This is a genomic window from Rhodococcus yananensis, from assembly GCF_020515525.1.
In the GTDB taxonomy this organism is placed as follows: Bacteria; Actinomycetota; Actinomycetes; order Mycobacteriales; family Mycobacteriaceae; genus Rhodococcus; species Rhodococcus yananensis.
This window is the reverse complement of the sequence record NZ_JAIYEP010000053.1, coordinates 12141-31671: the sequence shown is the minus strand read 5'-3', so window position 1 is coordinate 31671 and position 19531 is coordinate 12141. Positions and strand designations below refer to the sequence as shown.

Sequence of the window (19531 nt, the reverse complement as noted above, 5' to 3'; positions counted from 1 at the left end):
CGGACCATCTCTGGTCCGGGCCGGCCGTTCGAGGAGAGGAAGGTGCGCCTGCGGCGTCAGGCGGCGCCGAGAATCAGACCGCTGGTGGGAACGGCAGTTCCCGCGGTCACGATGATGTTGTCGACGGTGCCGGGCTGGTTCGTGGACGTGCCCCGGACGACACGGACGGCCTCGGCGATGCCGTTGACGCCGTGCAGATACGCCTCACCGACCTGACCGCCGTGCGTGTTGCTCGGCAGGCGCCCACCGATCTCGAGGTTGCCCTCGCGGATGAAGTCCTTCGCCTCGCCGGGAGCGCAGAACCCGAGTTCCTCGAGCTGAGGGAGCACCAGCGGGGTGAAGTGGTCGTAGAGGATCGCCGCGTCGATGTCCTCCGGTGCGAGACCGGCCTGCGCGTACAACTGGCGACCGACCAGCCCCATCTCCGGGATTCCGGTGATCTCGGGGCGGTAGTAACTGGTCATCATGTGCTGGTCCTTCCCGGACCCCTGCGCGGCACCCTTGATGATCGCGGCCTTGTTCGGCAGATCCTTCGCGCGTTCCGCGGACACGATGACCAGGGCCTGACCCCCGTCCGTCTCCTGGCAGCAGTCCAGCAGGTGCAGCGGCTCCGCGATCCACCGGGAGTTCTGGTGGTCCTCGAGCGTGATCGGTTTGCCGTAGAACCACGCGGCGGGGTTGTTCGCGGCGTGTTTGCGGGCCACGACCGCGACGCGGCCGAAGTCCTCACTGGTCGCGCCGTACCGGTACATGTACCGACGGGCGAACATCGCAACCCACTGGGCCGGCGTGGCAAGACCCTGCGGCGTCAGCCACGCGTAGGCCGCACGATCCGCCGTCGAATCCATCGGGCGGTCGTGCTGCCCCAACCCGAAGCGCATCCCGGACCGCTCGTTGAACGCGCGGTACACCACGACGACCTCGGCGACACCCGTCGCGACGGCCATGGCGGCCTGCTGCACCGACGCGCAGGCCGCACCCCCGCCGTATCCGATGCGGGAGAAGAACTTCAGCTCGCCCAGACCGCAGTTGCGGGCGACGAGGATCTCGCCGTTGGTCTCCATCGTGAAGGTGGACAGACCGTCCACCTCGGAGGGATCGATGCCGGCGTCGGCGAGGGCCGCGGTGACGGCCTCGCAGGCGAGCTGCAGCTCGGAGCGCCCGGACTTCTTGGAGAACTCGGTGGCACCGATACCGACGATCGCGGCGGCACCCGAGAGCGAACCGACAGCCATCAGGCGTCCTTTCCTTCACCGACGGTCGGGTACGCGACCGTGACCGTGCCCGACAGGTGGTTGCCGAGACTGTTGGCGCCGACGATCTTCACCTCGACGAGACCGTCCTTCTTCGACACGACCTCACCGGTCATGGTCATCGTGTCCCCCGGGTAGTTCGGGGCGCCGAGCCTGATCCTGACGCGCCGCACGGTCACGGACGGCCCGGCCCAGTCCGTCACGAACCGCCCTGCCAGCCCGTTGCTGGTGAGGATGTTCATGAACACGTCCTTCGAGCCGCGCTCGCGCGCCAGATCGGGGTCGTGATGCACGTCCTGGAAGTCGCGGGTGGCGAGGGCGGTGGCGACGATGAGGGTGCGGGTCAGCGGAATCGCCAGTTCCGGCAGTACCTCACCAACGCTGATGTCGGCGTAGCCGCGGGCGGTCGACGCGGGAGCGGTGGCGGTCACGCGACCACCTCCGCTCCGGCCGCGAGCTGCGCGCCGAGCCGGGCGAGGTCGGCGGCCGAACCGCCGAGGGTGGCTCCGATCTGTTTGCCCCACAGCAGGTGCCGGTGGACCGGGTAGTCGGTGTCGACGCCCATGCCGCCGTGCAGGTGGGTGGTGCGATGCACGATGCGCTGCCCGGCGTCGGTGGCCCACCACTTCGCGACGAGCACGGACGTGCCGGGATCGATTCCGTCGGAGAGGTTCTGCACCGCCTGCCACAGCGTCACGCTCATCGCCTCGAGGTCGATGTAACAGTCCGCGAGCTGGTGTCCGACGGCCTGGAAGGTCGCGAGCGGACGTCCGAACTGGTACCGGCCGTTGAGGTAGGTGACGGCCTGCTGCACCGCGCCGGCGCCGACTCCGTGCTGAATCGCGGCGAGCGCGAGTTCGACCCGATCCTGGAGCCATCGGACTGCACTGCCGTCCGCGGCACCGAGCAGCTGCGCCGGAGCCGAGGAGAAGGTGACGTTGCCGCAGATCTCCCAGTCGGTGGACTGGGTCTGCTCCACCGACACGCCGTCGGCGGCGAGATCGACGACGAACAGGGCGGGCCCACTCGCGGTGGTGGCCGACACGATCGCGCGGTGCGCGACGTGGGTGACGGGCACGACGGCCTTCGCCCCGTCGAGGACCCATGCGCCGTCGGTCTCGGTGGCGGTGGTCTCCGGATCCCCGTCGACGTACGGGCCGAACTCCTCGAGCCCGACCGTCAGGAAATGACTGCCGTCGGCGACGCCGGGAACCAGCGCGGTGCGCTGCTCGTCGGTTCCGAGCTCGGCAACCGCCGCCGCGGCGAGCGTCGTCGGCCACAGCGGTACCGGTGCCACGTGCCGGCCCTGCTGTTCGAGCAGCACGTACAGTTCGGCGATGCCGAGACCGCCACCGCCGAGGTCCTCGGGCAATGCGATGCCGAGCAGACCGGTGGTCGCCAGGTCACGCCACAGGTTGCGGTCCACGCGCTCGTCGCCCAGTTCGACCTGCTTGACTCGCTCGATCGTCGCCTTGCTGGTGAAGACCTCGGCGGCGAGACCGCGAATCGCTTCCTGCTCTTCGCTGAAGTTGAAGTCCATCTACGAGTCCTCCCGTGCAGCCGGCCGGAACGCGGGGAGCGTCAGATCCGGGTCGGCGTCGATCCAGTCCAGTTCCACCGGCATACCGATCTCGACGTCCTCCGGTGCGACACCGGTCATGTTCGCGATCAGGCGGGTGCCCTCCTCGAGTTCGATCGTCGCGACGACGAGCGGGTACTCGAATCCGGGGATCTGCGGGTGGTGGTTGACGACGAAGCTGTAGACGATGCCGCGGCCCGCCGCGTCGACGGTGTCCCAGTCGAGGGATCGGCACTGCCCGCACATCGGTCCCGTGGGGTGACGCAGCGTTCCGCACGACGCGCACCGTTGGATCACCAGGCGGTGCGCCTTGGCGGCTTCGAACCAGAATGCGTTGTCGGCATTGAGTGCCGGCCGCGGACGCAGGCCCGGGATCGGCCCGGAGGCCGGCTTCTTCTCCGCCGCAGCGTCCGCGCTCTTCGGCCGGAACCGCAGGGTGCGCCACCGCTGGGTCGCGACGATCTCGTCGTCTCCGTTGCGGTAGGTCTTCAGGGTCGTGACGAAGTGTCCGACGCCGAGACCCGTGGTCTTCTCCTCGGAGATGTCCTCGACGACCTCGGTGAGCGACACCCGATCACCGGGGCGCAGTTCGCTGAAGAACTCGAAATCGGAGTCCGTCGCGACGACCGACGTGAATCCGGCGTCGTCGAGCGTGGCGATCAGATCGGTCCACACCTGCGACGGGTCGTTGTTCGCCATCTTGTCGACGAACGTGCGCATGGTCCACACCTGCGCCATGAGCGCGGGCGCGACGGCGCCCTCGCGGCCCGTGGCACGGGCCGCATCGTCGTCGAGGTGGATGGGATTGGTGTCGCCCATCGTCTCGACCCAGTGCCGGATCATCGGAGTGTTGACCGCATCCGGACCCCACGTGGTCGGGGTGAGGGTCTTGCCCTCGAACTCCTTGAGAACGGTGAGGAATTCGCTCACTTGACCCTCTTCTCCCGCACCAGGCCCAGGCCCATCGTCGCGACCATGTCGCGCAGGACCTCGTTGACACCACCACCGAACGTGTTCACCATGCCCTGCCGGGAGATCTGCTCGATCTGACCGGCCAGCAGCGCCCCCGGCGATTCGGGGCGGATCCGTCCGGCCGCGCCGAGGATGGCGAGCAGTGTGCGATACACGTCGATGTGGGTCTCGGTGCCGTACGCCTTGGTGGCGCCCGCGTCCGCGCCGGACAACGTGTCCGCCGCGACGGCCGCGGTCATCTTCCAGTTCAGCAGCCGCATCGCCTCGAGCCTCGCGTGTGTGCGCGCGAATTCCTGCTGGACCCACGGGATCTCGATGGAGCCGTTGTCCTTGGCCCAGTCGAGGACCTGGTGCCACAGCCCGTAGGTGCGTCCGCCGATCGCCGCGAGACCGATGCGCTCGTGGTTGAGCTGCGCGGCGATGAGCTTCCAGCCGCCGTTCACCTCCCCGATGACGTCCTTCGACGGCACACGAATCCCGCTGTAGTAGGTCGAGGTGACCGTCAGGCCGCCGACGGTGGGGATCGGCGACCAGGTGAAACCCTCGTCGTCGGTGGGAACCACGAGTATCGAGATGCCCTTGTGTTTGGGCGCGTCGGGGTCGGTGCGGCACGCGAGCCACACGTAGTCGGCGGTGTTGGCGCCCGAGGTGAAGATCTTGTTGCCGTCGACGACGAAATCGTCACCGTCGCGCACGGCGCGGGTCTCGAGCGACGCGAGGTCGGTGCCCGCCTCCGGCTCGGTGTAGCCGATGGCGAAGACGATGTCGCCGGCGAGGATGCCCGGCAGGAATCGTTCCTTCTGTTCCTCGGTGCCGTACTTCATCAGTGTCGGGCCGACGGTGTTCACCGTGACGAACGGGAACGGCAGACCGGCCCGCTGCACCTCGTCGAAGAAGACGAACTGTTCCTCGACGGAGCGGCCCTGGCCGCCGTACTCCTTCGGCCAACCGATACCGAGCCAGCCGTCCTGCCCGAGCAGCTTGACGACCTCGCGGAAGTACTGGCCGCCCACACCTTCCTCGCCGGCCTTCCGCCGCTTCTCCTCCGGCAACAGCGCAGCGAAGTACGCGCGCAGTTCCCGTCGCAGCTCGAGCTGCGCCGCCGACTCCCTCAACTCCATCTGTGCACTCCCGTTCCTCGCGTTCCCGCGAAATTCGGACGCTACGGCGTGATCCCGACCGCGGCTCGCGTGGTCTCACTGAGCGGTAGGGCACACCTCCCCGACGTTCCGCCCGAAGGTCACGCGTGCACCGAGCTGCACCGCGGTCGGTGTCGGCGCGACCGGTCGATGCCGGGTCGGTCGCGTCGCACCGGTTTCCGGTCGCGCCGCCGCGGTCGGGCGCATACTCGGGGGCGGGTCCACGACGGCGCCGCGCGGGGCACCCCGGGCGGCGCCGACCGGACAGGACGGACAGCCGATGGAGCAGCCACGCGAACCACCGGAACAAAGTGCACCGCGGGCACGCGAACTCGTTCGGACCTGCGCGCTGGCGGCGATCGCCGGGTCGCTCGTCGGGTTCGTCGGCGGCGCGTTCCGATGGTGCCTGCAGGTCGCCGACACGATGCGGCACCACGTCCTCGCGGTGGCGGACGACCTGCCGGGGCCCGGCTGGTTCGTTCCGCTGGCCTTCACCGCACTCGGTGCCGCACTCGCAGCCCTGATCGTGCGCCCCGTCCCCCTCGCGGCGGGCAGCGGAATCCAGCACGTCGAGGCCGTGCAGCGCGGCGAAGCGGCTCCACCGTCGATCGCGGTGGTACCGGCCCGATTCGTCGGCGGGATTCTCGGGATCGGCTCCGGACTGGTACTCGGGAGGGAAGGCCCGATCGTCCACATGGGTGCGACGATCGGCGCCGAAACCGCTCGCCGCGCGCACGCGGACGACACGCACGTACGCGAACTCCACACCGCGGTGTCGGGTGCCGGACTCGCCGTCGCGTTCAACGCGCCGATCGGCGGCGCATTGTTCGTCTTCGAGGAGATCACCCGCACGGTCCGATTCCGCACCGCCGTCCCGGTGCTGGTGTCGGTGGCGACCGGAGTGGGGTGCGCACGCCTGATCCTCGGCGACAGACCCGATTTCACGGTGCCCACCGTTGCTCCACCGTCGTTGGCGTTGCTTCCGGTGTTCGTGACGTTCGGCGTGCTCACCGGTGTGCTCGGTGCGGGCTACAACCGGGCGGTGACGGGCGCTCTCGTCGCCGCCGACGCCGTCCGGTCGTTGCCCCCGGTCGCGAAGGCCGCGACGATCGGTGCCGCAGTGGGGTTGCTGTCGGCGTTCGCGCCGCTGTCCACCGGCGGCGGGGACGCCGTGGCCCAGCACCTGATCGGTGGCGGAACACTCGCGCTACCCGCGGTCGCCGGGTACGTCCTCCTCCGGTTCGCGACCGGCCCGCTCTCCTACGCGGCAGGAACCCCCGGCGGACTGTTCGCGCCGCTGCTCGCGCTCGGATCCCTGTGGGGCGTGCTGTGCGCCGGTGCCGCGGCAGCGCTGGTGCCGGGTGTCGACGCGTCGATCACGGTACCGATGGCGCTGGTCGGGATGGCCGCGTTGTTCGGGGCGACGGTGCGGGCACCGCTGACGGGCATCGTCCTCGTGGTGGAGATGACGGCCACGACCGGCGTGACCGTCCCGATGCTCGCGGCGACCGCCGCGGCGATGGTCGTCGCCCATCTCTGCGGAGCACCGCCGATCTACGACAGTCTCCGGAAGCGGATGCTCGCGCGGCCACCGGAATGACCGCCACGCGCCGGCCTCACCTCCGGTCGACCGCGGGGACGTCGAGCGGCTCGATGCGGGCGCGCTCGGCCAGCGTGGTCGCATCGACCGAATACAACGCGTCGAGGTACGCGACCGCGAACGAACCGGGTCCGGTCGCCGTCTCGTCGGCGATCTCGGCCGCGACCGCCACGTGCGCGTGCGCGGCCACCAGGCCGACGAGCGGTGTCGGTGCGATCGCCAGATAGGCGGCGGCGAGAGCTCCGAGGGAGCACCCGGTCGACGTGACCCTCGGCAACATGTCGCTGCCGCCGCGGATCCGCACCCCCACGACGGTTCCGTCGGCGGCGCGCCCGACGAGGTGGTCGACGGCCCCGGACGCCGACACCACGTCGGCGTGCGCGAGCAGCGCCGCGGCCGCCGGCACGGCGGCCTCCGGCGTGTCGCCGCTGTCGACACCGCGGGTGTCGCCGCCGAGCCCCGCGAGCGCGATGATCTCGGATGCGTTCCCCCGGATACCGGTCGGACGGTATCGCAGCAGATCCACGGCGAGGCCGCTGCGCCACGGCAGAGCCCCGACCCCGACCGGATCGAGCACCCACGGGGTACCCGACTCGTGCGCGGCGCCGGCAGCGGCGGTGAACGCCGCGGCGGTGCCGTCGTCGGGTGTGCCGAGATTCACGAGCACCCCGCCCGCGATCCGCGCGAACCCCGCGGCTTCGTGCACGTTGTCGATGTGGGCGTTGACCGCTCCGGCCGCGAGCAGCACGTTCGTGACGAAGTTCGCCGAGACCACGTTGGTGAGCGAGTGCACCAGCGGAACCCGAGCGCGCAGCGCCTCGAGGGCAGCGGCGAGATCGTCGGGGGTCGGAACCGGTTCCGTCGTCATCGGCCGGTCCCGTCGCGGTGGTGGTTCGAGGTCACGCGCTCAGTCCTCTCCGTAGAACACCCGCTCGACGACGGCGCGTGCCCGCCGCGTGACCCGCAGGTAGTGGTCGAGGAATTCGTTCGGATCGTCGCCGGGCCATCCCGCGACGCGCGCGACGGTACTGAGAGCATTACCGGGGCCGGGCAGCTGATCGGTCGGCTTCCCGCGCACCAGCACCAGCGCGTTGCGCGCGCGGGTGGCGGTCAGCCAGGCGTCCCGCAGCAGTTCGACGTCCGCCTCGCTGATCAGCTCCGCCGCCCCGATCGCGTCGAGTGTCGCGAGCGTCGACGTGTTGCGCAACGATTCGATGCGGTGCGCGGCCTGCAGCTGCAGCAGCTGCACCGTCCACTCGACGTCGGCGAGCCCACCGCGACCGAGCTTGGTGTGCGTGGCGGGGTCGGCGCCGCGCGGAAGGCGCTCGGAGTCGACCCGCGCCTTGATCCGCCGGATCTCCCGGACCCCGTCGGCGGAGATCCCGCCCTCCGGGTAGCGCACCCGGTCGATCATGTGCAGGAACCGCAACCCCAGATCCCGGTCTCCGGCCACGTTGTGCGCCCGCAGCAGGGCCTGTACCTCCCACACCTCGGCCCACTGCGTGTAGTACGCCTCGTACGACTTGAGGGTCCGCACGAGGGCACCGCTGCGGCCCTCGGGGCGCAGATCCAGATCGACCTCGAGTGGCGGATCGGTACTCGGTGCGCCCAGGAGCTTGCGCACCTGCTCGGCCACGGAAGTGGCCCACTTGACGGCGACCGTCTCGTCGGCGTCGGGCAGCGGTTCGCAGACGAACAGGACGTCCGCGTCCGATCCGTATCCGAGTTCGGCACCGCCGAGCCGACCCATGCCGATCACGGCGATCCGGGCGGGTGCCGGGCCGCGGGTGCGTTCGGACCCGCGGATCACGGCGGCCAGGGCGGCTTCGAGCACCGCCGACCACACCGACGACAACGCCTCGCACACCTGCGGCACCTCGAGCATGCCGAGGATGTCGGCGCTCGCGACCCGCGCGAGTTCGGCGCGGCGCAGCGACCGGGCGGCAGCGATCGCCCGGCCGGGTTCGGTGTAGCGCGCCGACGACACGACGATCGCCCCGGCGACCTCCTTCGGTTTCGGGTCGAGCAGGCGTGGCCCGGAGGGTCCGGCGGCGTAGAGACGGATGACGTCGGGTGCCTTGATCAACAGTTCCGGCACGTACAACGACGACCCGAGCACGGTCATCAACCGCTCCGAGACGGACGGCTCGTCGCGCAACACCCGCAGGAACCACTCGGTGTCGTAGAGCGCGTCCGACAGCCGTCGGTACGCGAGCAGTCCCGCGTCGGGGTCGACGGTGTCCCCCAGGTATTCGAGCAGCTGCGGAAGCAGCAACGCCTGGATCCGGGACTTGCGGGATGCGCCGCCGGACAGCGCCGTCAGGTGTTCGAGCGCATGCTCGGGTGCGCTGTACCCGAGGGCGGCGAGCTGACGGACCGCGGCGTCCGGCGACAGGCGCACCGCATCCTTGTCGAGGCGACTGACCGATTCGAGCAGCGGCCGGTAGAACAGTCGCGCATGCAGCTTCCGGATCCGCGCGGTGTTGCGTTTGATCTCGGCTTCGAGGACACCGAGCGCGTCCTTGCGGCCGTCCGGACGCATGTGGGCCGCGCGCGCGAGCCAGCGCAGGTTCTCACGGTCCTCCGGCGGCGGCAGCGTATGGGTGCGTTTGAGCCGTTGCAGCTGGAGGCGGTGTTCGAGGAGCCGCAGGAACTCGTACGAGGCACGGAGGTTCGCGGCGTCGTCGCGTCCGACGTAACCGCCGTCGGCGAGCGCCGACAGCGCATCGACGGTGTTGCGCACGCGCAGCGTCTCGTCCACCCGTCCGTGCACCATCTGCAGGAGCTGCACCGCGAACTCGACGTCGCGCAGCGATCCGCGCCCGAGCTTCAGTTCACGTTCGCGCAGGTCGGCGGGAACGAGTTCTTCGACGCGCCGGCGCATCGCCTGGACCTCCGGTACGAACGCCTCGCGTTCGGAGGCCGTCCACACCATGGGGCTGAGCGCGTCGACGTAGCGGCGACCGAGGTCGAGGTCGCCGGTCATCGGGCGGGCCTTGAGCAGCGCCTGGAATTCCCAGGTCTTGGCCCACCGCTGGTAGTACGCGATGTGCGAGTCGAGGGTGCGGACCAGTTCCCCGCTCTTGCCTTCGGGGCGCAACGCCGCGTCGACCTCGAAGAACGCGGACGTGCCGATGCGCATCATCTCCGAGGCGATGCGGGTGGCGCGGTGGTCGGCGGGTTCGGCCACGAACACGACGTCGACATCGCTGATGTAGTTCAGTTCCCGCGCACCACATTTGCCCATGGCGATGACCGCCAGATCGACGGGGCACGGACCGTCGGGGACGACGGTCGCGAGCGCCACCGCGAGTGCCGCGGTCAGTGCGGCGTCGGCGAGGTCGGCCAGCAGATGCCCGACCTCGATGTACGGCACGACCGGTTCGTTCTCGACGGTCGCCGCGAGGTCGGCGGCGGCGATGAGCATGAGCTGGTCGCGGTAGGTGGTCCGGAGCGCCGCGACGGCGGTGGGTCCGGTGACCGCGGCACGGTGGATGAGCCTGTCGGTGCGTCCCCCGGTTTCGGGTGTTGCCTCCACACTGTCGAGCATGCGAGCGGTGAAGGTGTGTCTGTCGGGGAGTTCGAGGACACCGGCGAGCATCCGCCACCGATCGGGGTGGGCGACCAGGTGATCGCCGAACGCCGACGAGGCCCCCAACAACCCCAGCAGCCGCCCCCGCAGTCCCTTGTCGGTGCGCAACGCCGCGTCGAGTTCGGACCAGCCGGCGTCGCCGAGCGCCTCGGCGAGCCGGGTGAGACTCCGCAGGGCGAGGTCGGCGTCGGGTGCCCGCGACAGCGCCCACAACACATCGATGCTGTCGGGGCCGTTCCAGCCGATCTGCCGGAGTTCGGCCGGTGCCGTGGGCTCGACCAGTCCGAGGCGCCCCGGGCCGGGAACGACCGATCGTGCGGGGGGTGGCTTCACCACGGCGACCCTACAGGCCCAGGTACTGCTCGAGCTCGAAGGGCGTGATCTGGCTCCGGTAGTTCTCCCACTCGCGCCACTTGTTGCGCAGGAAGTAGTCGTACACGTGTTCGCCGAGGGTCTCGGCGACCAGTTCGGACTTCTCCATGTCGCGCAGCGCGATGTCGAGGTCGGTGGGCAGTTCCCGGTAGCCCATCGCGCGGCGTTCCGCGGAGGTCAGCGCCCACACGTCGTCCTCGGCCTCGGGAGCGAGATCGTAGCCCTTCTCGATGCCGCGCAGACCGGCGGCGAGCAGCACCGCGAACGTCAGGTACGGGTTGCAGGCCGAGTCCGGGGTGCGGATCTCGACGCGACGCGACGACGCCTTGTTGGGGGTGTACATCGGCACCCGCACCAGCGCGGACCGGTTCGACGGTCCCCAGCACGCCGCCGTGGGGGCCTCCCCGCCGTGCACGATGCGCTTGTAGGAGTTCACCCACTGGTTGGTCACCGCGCTGATCTCGTGGGAGTGCTCGAGGATGCCGGCGATGAACGCCTTGCCCGTGGCCGACAGCTGCAGCGGATCGTCCGGGTCGTGGAAGGCGTTGGTCTCACCTTCGAAGAGCGACATGTGGGTGTGCATCGCGGACCCGGCGTGCTGCGGGAAGGGCTTCGGCATGAACGTGGCACGCACCCCCTCGGCCATCGCGATCTCCTTGACCACGTACCGGAAGGTCATGACGTTGTCGGCCATGGACAGGGCGTCGGCGTAGCGCAGGTCGATCTCCTGCTGGCCGGGTGCGGTCTCGTGGTGGCTGAACTCGACGGAGATCCCCATCGATTCGAGAGCGTCGATCGCGTGGCGACGGAAGTGCGGTGCGGAGCGGTGCACCGACTGGTCGAAGTAGCCACCGTCGTCGGCGGGCACGGGCGCCTGACCGTGTTCGCCGTTCTCGACGAGGAAGAACTCGATCTCGGGGTGCACATAGCAGCTGAACCCGAGGTCGGAGGCCTTGTTGAGCTGACGGCGCAACACGTGCCGCGGGTCCGCCCAGCTGGGGGTGCCGTCGGGCATGGTGATGTCGCAGAACATCCGCGCCGAGTACTGGTGCCCACGATCGTCCATCCACGGCAGCACCTGGAAGGTGGTGGCGTCGGGCCGGGCCACCATGTCCGCCTCCGAGATGCGGGAGAATCCTTCGATCGCCGATCCGTCGAATCCGATGCCTTCCTCGAATGCGCCTTCGAGTTCGGCCGGAGCGATCGCGACGGATTTCAGGGTTCCCACGACGTCGGTGAACCACAGGCGCACGAACCGAATGTCGCGCTCTTCGAGGGTGCGGAGCACGAACTCCTTCTGGCGATCCATATCGGCGAGCGTAGGCATGATCCGTTAACTCCGTGTTACATCCGACGGTTCCGGTCGGTGGCGTGTCGCTCACACCCGCCGCGGGTCAGCAGTGCGGATCGGTATCGGGCACCGCCAGATCGATGAAATACGAGGTCACGACGTCGTCGACGCAGCGCTCCCCGTCGAGGACCACGGTGTGCTGGGTGCCCTCGAACGTCACCAGGGCACCACCGAGCTGCCGGGCCAGGTCCACCCCCGCCCGATAGGGGGTGGCGGGATCCCCCGTGGTGGACACGACGAGCACCGGAGCGAGCCCGGGCACGTGCGGGGTGTGCGGATCTCCCGCCGAGGGCACCGGCCAGAACGCGCATACGTCGAGGGGCGCCTCACCGGTGCCGCGACCGTCGTCGAGGAACGGCGCCGCCTGCCGGTAGCGCACATCCAGTTCCGCGGCGACCGCTCGGTCGATGATCGGCTGGTCGTCGATGCATCGGACCGCATTGAAGGCGTCCGTGACGTTGCTGTAGGTGCCGTCGTCCTGCCGCCCCTCGTACAGGTCGGCGAGCAGCAGCAACGTGTCACCGCGCCCGTCGGCGAGCTCCGCGAGCCCCGAGCGCAGCGAACCCCACAACGCCTGCGAGTAGAGGGCCTGCTGCACACCGGTGATGGCGTCGCGGTGGCTCAGGCCGCGCGGGTCCGCAGTGTCGGCGGGGTCGCCGATCAGCGGATCGACGAGTTGCCGGAACCGTGCGACGGCACGATCCGGGTCGGTGCCCAGCGCGCACTCGCGCCTCGTCGCGCACGACGCGGCGAAGTCGTCGAACGCCTTCTGGAAACCCTCGGCCTGCAACACGATCTCGTCCACCGGATCCTGCTCGGGATCGATGGCACCGTCGAGCACCATCGCCCGGACCCGATCGGGGAAGGTCTCGGCGTAGACCGTGCCCAGTCGGGTGCCGTACGAGTAGCCGAGGTAGTTGAATCCGTCGTCCCCCAGCACCGCACGGATCACGTCCATGTCCCGCACCACATCCGCGGTGCCGACGTGCGCGAGCACCTCGGTGCCGGTGCGCTCGGCGCACGACTGCGCGTATTCGCGGTTGCGTTTCTCTGCTTCCTCGATGCCCGCGGGGCTGCGGTCCCCGTCGTCGAGCGCGCGTTCGGCGTCGATCTCACCGGCGGTGAGACAGCGCACCGCCGGTGTCGACGAGCCGATCCCTCGCGGATCGAATCCGACGATGTCGAAGCGGTCGGCGAGGTCGGTTCCCGCCGCGGCCAACGCGGTCGACAGACCCGACCCCCCGGGACCGCCCGGGTTGACCAGCAGCGCCCCCATGCGATCGTCGCGCGCCGCGAGTCGCGACACCGCGATCTGCGCCGTCGCGCCGTCGGGTGCGTCGTAGTCCAGCGGCACCGTCACGTACCCGCAGTCCGCGCCGTTGCGATCGAGGATCGGCCCGTCCAGCCCGTACTCCGCGCAGGACTCCCACGCGACGGACTGCGTGTAGAACTCCTCGAGGCCCTCCGGTGCGGTCACCTGCGCGGTCGCACCGCCGCCGATCGACGCCGTCACCGCACCCTCCGTCGACTGCACCGAGCACGCCGTCGCCGCCACGAGTGTCGCTGCGGCCACCAGTGTCAGACGGCGGGCGGACGGCAGCGGGCGGGCAGGTCCGGTCGACAGAACGTTCACGCGGACGATCGTCCCATGCCCGGTGCACCGGCCACGCCCCGAGGATGTGACCAATCGCACCGAGCGGGCTCTTCGCGGGGGCGACGGGCGGTGACAGACTGAGAACGTCATCACCCGCCCGGGGACCCGACAGGGCCTCGAGGAAGAAAGAGACGACGATGTCCGACAACGTGACGACCGTGTACGGCGGAGGCTCCGCACCCTCCGAGACCACCCCCAAGCGCAAGACGCGAGTCCACCATCTGCAGGCGATGAAGGCCGAGGGTCGTCGCTGGGCGGAGCTGACCGCGTACGACTTTTCGACGGCCCGCATCTTCGAGGAAGCCGGAATCCCCGTGCTCCTCGTCGGCGACTCGGCGGCGAACGTGGTGTACGGCTACGACACCACGGTGCCCGTGACCGTCGACGAACTGCTCCCCCTGGTCCGCGGTGTGGTCCGCGGTGCACCGCACGCGCTCGTGATCGCCGACCTGCCGTTCGGCACCTACGAGACCTCCCCCGAGCAGGCCCTGACCACCGCGATCCGGTTCATGAAGGAGGGCGGCGCGCACGCCGTCAAACTCGAGGGCGGCGAACGCATCGCCCCGCAGATCGCGGCGCTCACCGCCGCCGGGATCCCCGTGCAGGCACACATCGGGTTCACCCCGCAGTCGGTCAACACCCTCGGCGGTTTCCGCGTGCAGGGTCGCGGTGACGGAGCCGAGCAGCTCATCGCCGATGCCATCGCGGTCCAGGAGGCCGGGGCGTTCTCCGTCGTCATGGAGATGGTGCCCGCCGAACTCGCCGGCCAGGTCACCCGCAAGCTCACCATCCCGACCGTCGGCATCGGGGCCGGCAACGAGTGCGACGCCCAGGTCCTCGTATGGCAGGACATGGCGGCCTACACCAGCGGAAAGACCGCGAAGTTCGTCAAGAAGTTCGGTGCGGTCGGCGATGAACTGCGCCGTGCCGCAGCGCAGTACGCGGACGAGGTCGCATCCGGAAGCTTCCCCGGACCCGAACACTCCTTCTGACGTCCGCGTGGCCCGGAGGCGGGGCACCGCACGTCACCGACGGGCGGGGTCCCCGTCGTCGGGGTCCGCGTCGTTCTCGTCCGCCCGCCGCCCGTCGGTGTCGTCGCCGTCGTTCGCTCCGCGGGAGTCGGCGCGGTCCGCGACCACGTGCACCGCGGCCACGCGACGCCCGTCCGACGCGACGACGGTGAGCCGGTATCCACCGACGGTGACGCTGTCGCCGACCGTCGGGACACGCTGCAACCTGTCCTGCACGAACCCCGCGATGGTCTCGTAGTCGCCGTCCGGTAACTCGACACCCGTCCGGTCGAACACATCCTCGAGGATCGTCAGTCCGTCGATCGTCCATTCGGTGATCTCGGCGTGCGTGCCCGAATCGGGGGTGGGGCGATCCCCGATCTCGCCGATGATCTCCTCGACGATGTCGGCCAGCGTCACCACACCGGCTGTTCCGCCGTACTCGTCGACCACCACCGCGAACTGCTGGTCGCCCCGCCGCAGGTCCGGTAACGCCACGAGCGCCGGCACGGTCTCCGGCAGATGCAGCACGGTCCGCGCGATCTCCGCCACCGTCGCGCCGTCCTCCGCGAGGACCAGATCGCGGATGTGCACGACCCCGACGACGTCGTCGAGGGAGCGACCCGTCACCGGATACCGGATGTGACCACCGCGCACCGCGTCGTCGCGGACGGCACCCGCGCGGGCACGGCCGTCGAGGAACGCGACCTCCGTGCGGGGCACCATCACTTCGGCGAGGGTGCGCTCGCCCGCATCGAACACCTCGGTGAGCAACCGGCGCTCACGATCCGGGATCGCCGTCTGATGCACCAGGTCACGGAGGTCCTCGTGGGTCACTTCCTCTCCGCGTGCGGTGGGGTCGCCGCCGAGGACCCGCACGACCAGGTCGGTGGACATCGACAGCAACCGGATCACCGGTCGCACCAGCGTGGCGAAGCGGTCGAGTACCGGTCCCATCACGAGCGCCACACCACTCGCTCGCTGCAGTGCGATGCGTTTGGGGACGAGTTCCCCCAGCACCAGCGACAGGTACGAGATCACCAGGGTCGTCGCGACCAGGGCGATCGCCGACGCGGCCGACGACGACAACCCCCAACTCTCGAGCGCCGGTGCCACTCCCGGCGCGATCGCCGAGGCCCCGTACGCGGCGGAGAAGAATCCCGCGACGGTCACACCGATCTGGACCGCCGACAGGAACCGGTTCGGGTCCCGCGCCAACGCCGCGGTGCGCGCGCCGCGCCCACCGCGACGCTCGAGCGCACGGATCCGGCCCGCGTTGAGCGACACCAACGCGATCTCCGATGCGGCGAACACCCCGCCGACCAGCACGAACACCAGAACCAGCACGATGTTGACGGCGATCGCCGAGGTCACGGCAGTATCCCGCTGTCACGGCGAATCCTACGATCGGTCATGGACTCCTGCCTCCCGACGATCGGTTGCGGCGCGCTCCTCAGCTTAGGAGGGCGCACCGCCGCGCCGGTGGCATTCGGTGGCACACTCGGGGTCGACCCTCGACCCCGAATCCCGTGAGGTACCACACGATGAGCCGAGCCGGCCAGGCACCGAACCCGACGACGCGGCTCCGCAGTGTCTGCGCCGCCGCATTCACCGCCGCTGCACTGACCGGCGTCGTCTCCTGCGCTGCCGGGACCGGACCGGACGGCGCCACCACGGCACCGCCCGCCACGACGCAGCAGGACACCACCGTCGACGGAACCGTGCCCGGCGGGGTGACGGAGCCGCAGGCCGCAGACCTGTGCACCCGCATGGAATCCCAGTTGCAGAGTTGGCGGACGTACACCCCCGGCATCGGCAAGGGCGGGCTGAACCTGCTCGTCGGCGAATGGGCCGCAGCGAACGGAGTCGACGTGGTGGCGCTCGCCGGGGACCGCGGACGCATCGACACCATCACCGCCGCGCAGTGCCCGGATGTGCGGGACGGTGCCCTGTCCGCGCTGGACATCCCCGATCTCGCGTCGGCGCTGGTGGGGTACTGACGTGTCCGATCTCCGCGACCTGTACCCCCCGATCGAACCGTACGCGACCGGTGAACTGGCCGTCGGCGACGGCCAGCACCTGTATTGGGAGACCAGCGGCAATCCGGACGGTACCCCCGTGGTGTTCCTGCACGGCGGGCCCGGCGGTGGCACCGCGCCGCTGCACCGACGGTTCTTCGATCCCACCGCATACCGGATCGTCCTGTTCGATCAGCGCGGTTGCGGGCGGTCCCGACCCCACGTCGCGGACGGCGCCGACCTGAGCGTCAACACCACCGACCGTCTGGTCGCCGATATCGAACGCCTGCGGACCCACCTGGGTGTGGAACGCTGGCAGGTGTTCGGCGGTTCGTGGGGATCGACGCTGGCCCTCGCGTACGCGCAACGGCATCGCGACCGGGTGACGGCATTGGTACTGCGCGGCATCTTCCTGCTGCGGCGCAGCGAGATCGACTGGTACTACAACGGTGGTGCCGCCGCGATCTACCCCGACTTGTGGGAGGGCTTCCGCGCCCCGCTGGCCGGTGCCGCCCCGGACGAGCATCCCGTCGATACCTACCACAGGCTGCTGCACTCCCCCGATCCCGAGGTGGCACTGCGCGCCGCGATCGCCTGGTCGACATGGGAGGGCGCAACGAGTTCGCTCCTGCCGCATCCCGAACGAGTCGCCGAGTCCGCCGAGCCACGTTTCGCGCTCGCGTTCGCCCGGATCGAGAACCACTACTTCCACCACCGCGGTTTCCTCGACGACGGGCAACTGCTGCGCGACGCCCATCTGCTGGACGGAATCCCGGGTGTCATCGTGCAGGGTCGCTACGACGTCGTGTGCCCCGCCACGAGCGCGTGGGAACTGCACCGGGCGTGGCCCGATTCGACGTTGCACATCGTCGACGATGCCGGGCACGCGGCGAACGAACCGGGCATCACCCACCGGCTGGTGGAGGCCACCGACCGGTTCCGCGGTCGCTGATCACCCCGGCAGGCGTCCGTACCCCACGATCGCGGGATCGTCCAGGTCGAGTCCGTGGATGCGGATTCGACCGGACTCGTTGCCGCCCACGGTGATCGCGGTGTCACCGTCGACGGAAGCGATGATGTTGGTGTGTTGACCGAAACCGAGTCGGTTGCGGTAGAGGACGACGTCGCCGGCGTCGGGCCGGTACCCCGAGCCAGCGGGTTCGTACCGACCGGCGGCACCGTAGTACTCCTCGAGGGTGTACACGCCGGGGATGCGCCAGTGGCCGGAGTGCGGGTTCACCAACGGCACTCCCGCCTCGCGCATCACCCAGCTGACGAAGTCGGCGCACCATTGTTCGTCGACACCTTCGGCGTAGAAGGTCCCCGGTCGCTGACGGGTGTGCTCGACCTCGAGTACCTCGAGCACCGCGCGTTGCTGCGCTGTCGCACGCGTATCGATCCGGGGGAACACCGCGGTGTCCCAGGGCAGGTACCGGTTCGGCACCCACCACCATCCCGCGACCGCGACGAGCGCGATCACAGCCGTCACCACCGCGACGACGACCGGTCCGCGCCGCCGGTGTGGCTCTCGTCGGTCACTGCACACCGGCGAACCGCACCTTCCGCGTGCCCGGGTCCGCCAACGTCAACCGCACCGACACCCGCTGCCCTTCCCTCGGCCGGCCCGCGCACGGTGCGATGACCGTCTCCGACGGCACGAACACCGTCGCGTCCCTGCGCTCGGTCGCGTCGGCGAGGACGGTCGCCTCGAAACGCTCTCCGACACGCGGTGCCAGAACCACCGCTTCGGTGAGATCCACGCAGGTGCGGGTGATCTTGCCGGACAGCGAATCCGACGACGACATGATCTTCGGCAGTGTCGGCAGGATCTGCCGCACACGGTCGGGTACGTCGACGCCCGCCGCCACCGCCAGACACACCTCGGTCGCGTACCGATCCGGCAGCCGTCGCAGCGGCGCCGTCACGTGCGCGTACGGAGCTCCGATCGCGCCGTGCGCGGTGACATCGGGGGCCGTACCGTCGAACGCTGCATACGCCGCTCCCCGCAGCAGGGCGGGAGCCTCGCTCATGAGCACGAGCGTCGCGGGGTCGTTCGCGTCGAGACCCGACAGGAACACCCCGACGGGAACGGCAGCGGGCCACGGCACCCCGAGCGCCGCCGCGGTACGGCGCAGCGCGGCGACCGCATCGTCGTCGGCGGGAGGCAGTGTGCGCAACAACCCGATTCCCGCGTCCAGCATCATCCGGGCGGCGCACATGCCGGTCAGCAGCGACACGTGCGCGTTCCAGTCGTCGGCGTCGGTGCGCGGTTGCACGATCAGGCGCCACCCCTGTCCGTCGCGAGTGACGTCCTGTTCGGGCAACCTCAGCTCGATGGCTCCGCGGTCGACGGCGGCCCGTTGCCGCAATCGGCCGAACTCCGGCAGTGCCCCGATCGACGGGTGCAGGGTTCCGACGTCGGCGTCGTGTTGGACACCGGCGTAGTCGAACCGCGCCGCCGACCGCACCAGCGCCCGGCGAACGGAGACGGACACCGGTTCGGCAGCCGCATCGGTCTCGATGCGCCACAACACGGCGGGCCGCACGGCCTCGGGCAGCAGGCTCGCCGACCCCTCCGACAGTTCCCGCGGATGCAGCGGCACCGATCCGTCCGGCAGGTAGTGCGTCCGGCCGCGGCGCAGCGATTCGGTTTCGAGTGCTCCACCCGGCACGACGACCGCGTACACGTCGGCGATCGCGTAGTGCAGAACGAAACCGCGCGGAGTTCGCTCGAGGTGCAACGCCTGGTCCAGGTCCATCGACCCGGGCGGGTCGATCGTCACCAGCGGCAGGTCGGTGCGGTCCTCGCGGGCGGCGACCTCCCGGTCGGCCGCCACGCGAGCCTCCGCGACCGCTGCGGCGGGATGCGCATCGTCGAGACCGAACTCGGCGCGCACCGCGGAGAAGTCGATCGCAGGCGCGACGACGAACGGTGTGGTCACCACTGTGTAGATTCTCCGGAATCCCTCGGGACGCCCGGGTGGGCGGGTC

16 protein-coding genes are annotated in these 19531 nt (G+C 70.0%); 4 read left to right on the top strand and 12 right to left on the bottom strand.

The features are described 5' to 3' along the window. Positions 1–56: 56 nt before the first annotated feature. Genes LDQ05_RS13715 through LDQ05_RS13695 form a run of 5 tightly spaced genes read right to left on the bottom strand, consistent with a single transcriptional unit; the run spans position 57 to position 4925 of the window. Positions 57–1235, bottom strand: coding sequence for a lipid-transfer protein (locus LDQ05_RS13715; RefSeq protein WP_226437519.1), 1179 nt, complete (start codon positions 1233–1235; stop codon positions 57–59). Next, positions 1235–1684, bottom strand: coding sequence for a MaoC family dehydratase (locus tag LDQ05_RS13710; RefSeq protein ID WP_226437518.1), 450 nt, complete (start codon positions 1682–1684; stop codon positions 1235–1237). Before LDQ05_RS13710 ends, LDQ05_RS13715 begins: the two co-directional genes overlap by 1 nt. Beyond that, positions 1681–2793, bottom strand: coding sequence for an acyl-CoA dehydrogenase family protein (locus LDQ05_RS13705; RefSeq protein WP_226437517.1), 1113 nt, complete (start codon positions 2791–2793; stop codon positions 1681–1683). The genes LDQ05_RS13710 and LDQ05_RS13705 overlap by 4 nt, the downstream gene beginning before the upstream one ends. Next, complete coding sequence (locus LDQ05_RS13700; protein ID WP_226437516.1) at positions 2794–3762, bottom strand: FAS1-like dehydratase domain-containing protein; 969 nt, start codon at positions 3760–3762, stop codon at positions 2794–2796. Beyond that, complete coding sequence (locus tag LDQ05_RS13695) at positions 3759–4925, bottom strand: acyl-CoA dehydrogenase family protein (protein WP_226437515.1); 1167 nt, start codon at positions 4923–4925, stop codon at positions 3759–3761. Before LDQ05_RS13695 ends, LDQ05_RS13700 begins: the two co-directional genes overlap by 4 nt. 298 nt (positions 4926–5223) lie before the next feature. Between LDQ05_RS13695 and LDQ05_RS13690 the strand changes: the two genes are divergently transcribed. Next, entirely contained in the window at positions 5224–6543 is a 1320-nt protein-coding gene (locus tag LDQ05_RS13690) for a ClC family H(+)/Cl(-) exchange transporter (RefSeq protein ID WP_226437514.1), read from the top strand. Between the two features lie 16 nt (positions 6544–6559). On the opposite strand, the gene thiM is transcribed toward LDQ05_RS13690, so the two are convergent. The 4 genes from thiM to LDQ05_RS13670 all read right to left on the bottom strand — a co-directional run bounded on the left by thiM (position 6560) and on the right by LDQ05_RS13670 (position 13602). Beyond that, positions 6560–7411 carry a hydroxyethylthiazole kinase gene (thiM, locus tag LDQ05_RS13685; RefSeq protein ID WP_226437513.1) on the bottom strand — a complete coding sequence of 284 codons (852 nt, stop codon included), beginning with the start codon at positions 7409–7411 and terminating at the stop codon, positions 6560–6562. Between the two features lie 39 nt (positions 7412–7450). Further along, a complete protein-coding gene (locus tag LDQ05_RS13680; protein ID WP_226437512.1) occupies positions 7451–10471 on the bottom strand; it encodes a bifunctional [glutamine synthetase] adenylyltransferase/[glutamine synthetase]-adenylyl-L-tyrosine phosphorylase in 3021 nt (1006 codons plus the stop codon). A 7-nt stretch (positions 10472–10478) separates the two neighbouring features. Beyond that, positions 10479–11816, bottom strand: a complete 1338-nt coding sequence (gene glnA / locus LDQ05_RS13675; RefSeq protein WP_226437511.1) for a type I glutamate--ammonia ligase — start codon at positions 11814–11816, stop codon at positions 10479–10481. Between the two features lie 85 nt (positions 11817–11901). Beyond that, positions 11902–13602: an alpha/beta hydrolase gene (locus tag LDQ05_RS13670; protein WP_372461109.1), complete on the bottom strand. Its 1701-nt coding sequence runs from the start codon at positions 13600–13602 to the stop codon at positions 11902–11904. Between the two features lie 47 nt (positions 13603–13649). On the opposite strand from LDQ05_RS13670, the gene panB reads away from it, so the two are divergent. Further along, positions 13650–14504, top strand: a complete 855-nt coding sequence (panB, locus tag LDQ05_RS13665) for a 3-methyl-2-oxobutanoate hydroxymethyltransferase (RefSeq protein WP_226437509.1) — start codon at positions 13650–13652, stop codon at positions 14502–14504. A gap of 33 nt (positions 14505–14537) precedes the next feature. Here the strand turns inward: panB and LDQ05_RS13660 are convergent, their stop codons facing one another. After that, a complete protein-coding gene (locus LDQ05_RS13660) occupies positions 14538–15896 on the bottom strand; it encodes a hemolysin family protein (RefSeq protein WP_226437508.1) in 1359 nt (452 codons plus the stop codon). Positions 15897–16066: 170 nt separating this feature from the next. On the opposite strand from LDQ05_RS13660, the gene LDQ05_RS13655 reads away from it, so the two are divergent. Both LDQ05_RS13655 and pip read left to right on the top strand, forming a co-directional pair. Beyond that, positions 16067–16522 (top strand): hypothetical protein, encoded by a 456-nt coding sequence (locus LDQ05_RS13655; protein WP_226437507.1) that lies wholly within the window; start codon positions 16067–16069, stop codon positions 16520–16522. Position 16523: 1 nt separating this feature from the next. Next, positions 16524–17492, top strand: a complete 969-nt coding sequence (pip, locus tag LDQ05_RS13650; RefSeq protein WP_226437506.1) for a prolyl aminopeptidase — start codon at positions 16524–16526, stop codon at positions 17490–17492. Here the strand turns inward: pip and LDQ05_RS13645 are convergent, their stop codons facing one another. Together LDQ05_RS13645 and LDQ05_RS13640 are read right to left on the bottom strand one after the other, a co-directional pair. Next, positions 17493–18086, bottom strand: coding sequence for a CHAP domain-containing protein (locus LDQ05_RS13645; protein WP_372461107.1), 594 nt, complete (start codon positions 18084–18086; stop codon positions 17493–17495). It lies immediately after the preceding gene. Further along, positions 18076–19485: an RNB domain-containing ribonuclease gene (locus tag LDQ05_RS13640; protein ID WP_226437504.1), complete on the bottom strand. Its 1410-nt coding sequence runs from the start codon at positions 19483–19485 to the stop codon at positions 18076–18078. Before LDQ05_RS13640 ends, LDQ05_RS13645 begins: the two co-directional genes overlap by 11 nt. Positions 19486–19531: the final 46 nt, after the last annotated feature.

Excerpts from the sequence above, each read along its gene's own strand:
- LDQ05_RS13705 (WP_226437517.1), bottom strand. The coding sequence starts at position 2,793 with ATGGACTTCAACTTCAGCGAAGAGCAGGAAGCGATTCGCGGTCTCGCC.
- LDQ05_RS13715 (WP_226437519.1), bottom strand. The coding sequence starts at position 1,235 with ATGGCTGTCGGTTCGCTCTCGGGTGCCGCCGCGATCGTCGGTATCGGT.
- panB (WP_226437509.1), top strand. The coding sequence starts at position 13,650 with ATGTCCGACAACGTGACGACCGTGTACGGCGGAGGCTCCGCACCCTCC.
- LDQ05_RS13695 (WP_226437515.1), bottom strand. The coding sequence starts at position 4,925 with ATGGAGTTGAGGGAGTCGGCGGCGCAGCTCGAGCTGCGACGGGAACTG.
- LDQ05_RS13690 (WP_226437514.1), top strand. The coding sequence starts at position 5,224 with ATGGAGCAGCCACGCGAACCACCGGAACAAAGTGCACCGCGGGCACGC.
- LDQ05_RS13655 (WP_226437507.1), top strand. The coding sequence starts at position 16,067 with ATGAGCCGAGCCGGCCAGGCACCGAACCCGACGACGCGGCTCCGCAGT.
- LDQ05_RS13670 (WP_372461109.1), bottom strand. The coding sequence starts at position 13,602 with ATGACGTTCTCAGTCTGTCACCGCCCGTCGCCCCCGCGAAGAGCCCGC.
- thiM (WP_226437513.1), bottom strand. The coding sequence starts at position 7,411 with ATGACGACGGAACCGGTTCCGACCCCCGACGATCTCGCCGCTGCCCTC.
- glnA (WP_226437511.1), bottom strand. The coding sequence starts at position 11,816 with ATGGATCGCCAGAAGGAGTTCGTGCTCCGCACCCTCGAAGAGCGCGAC.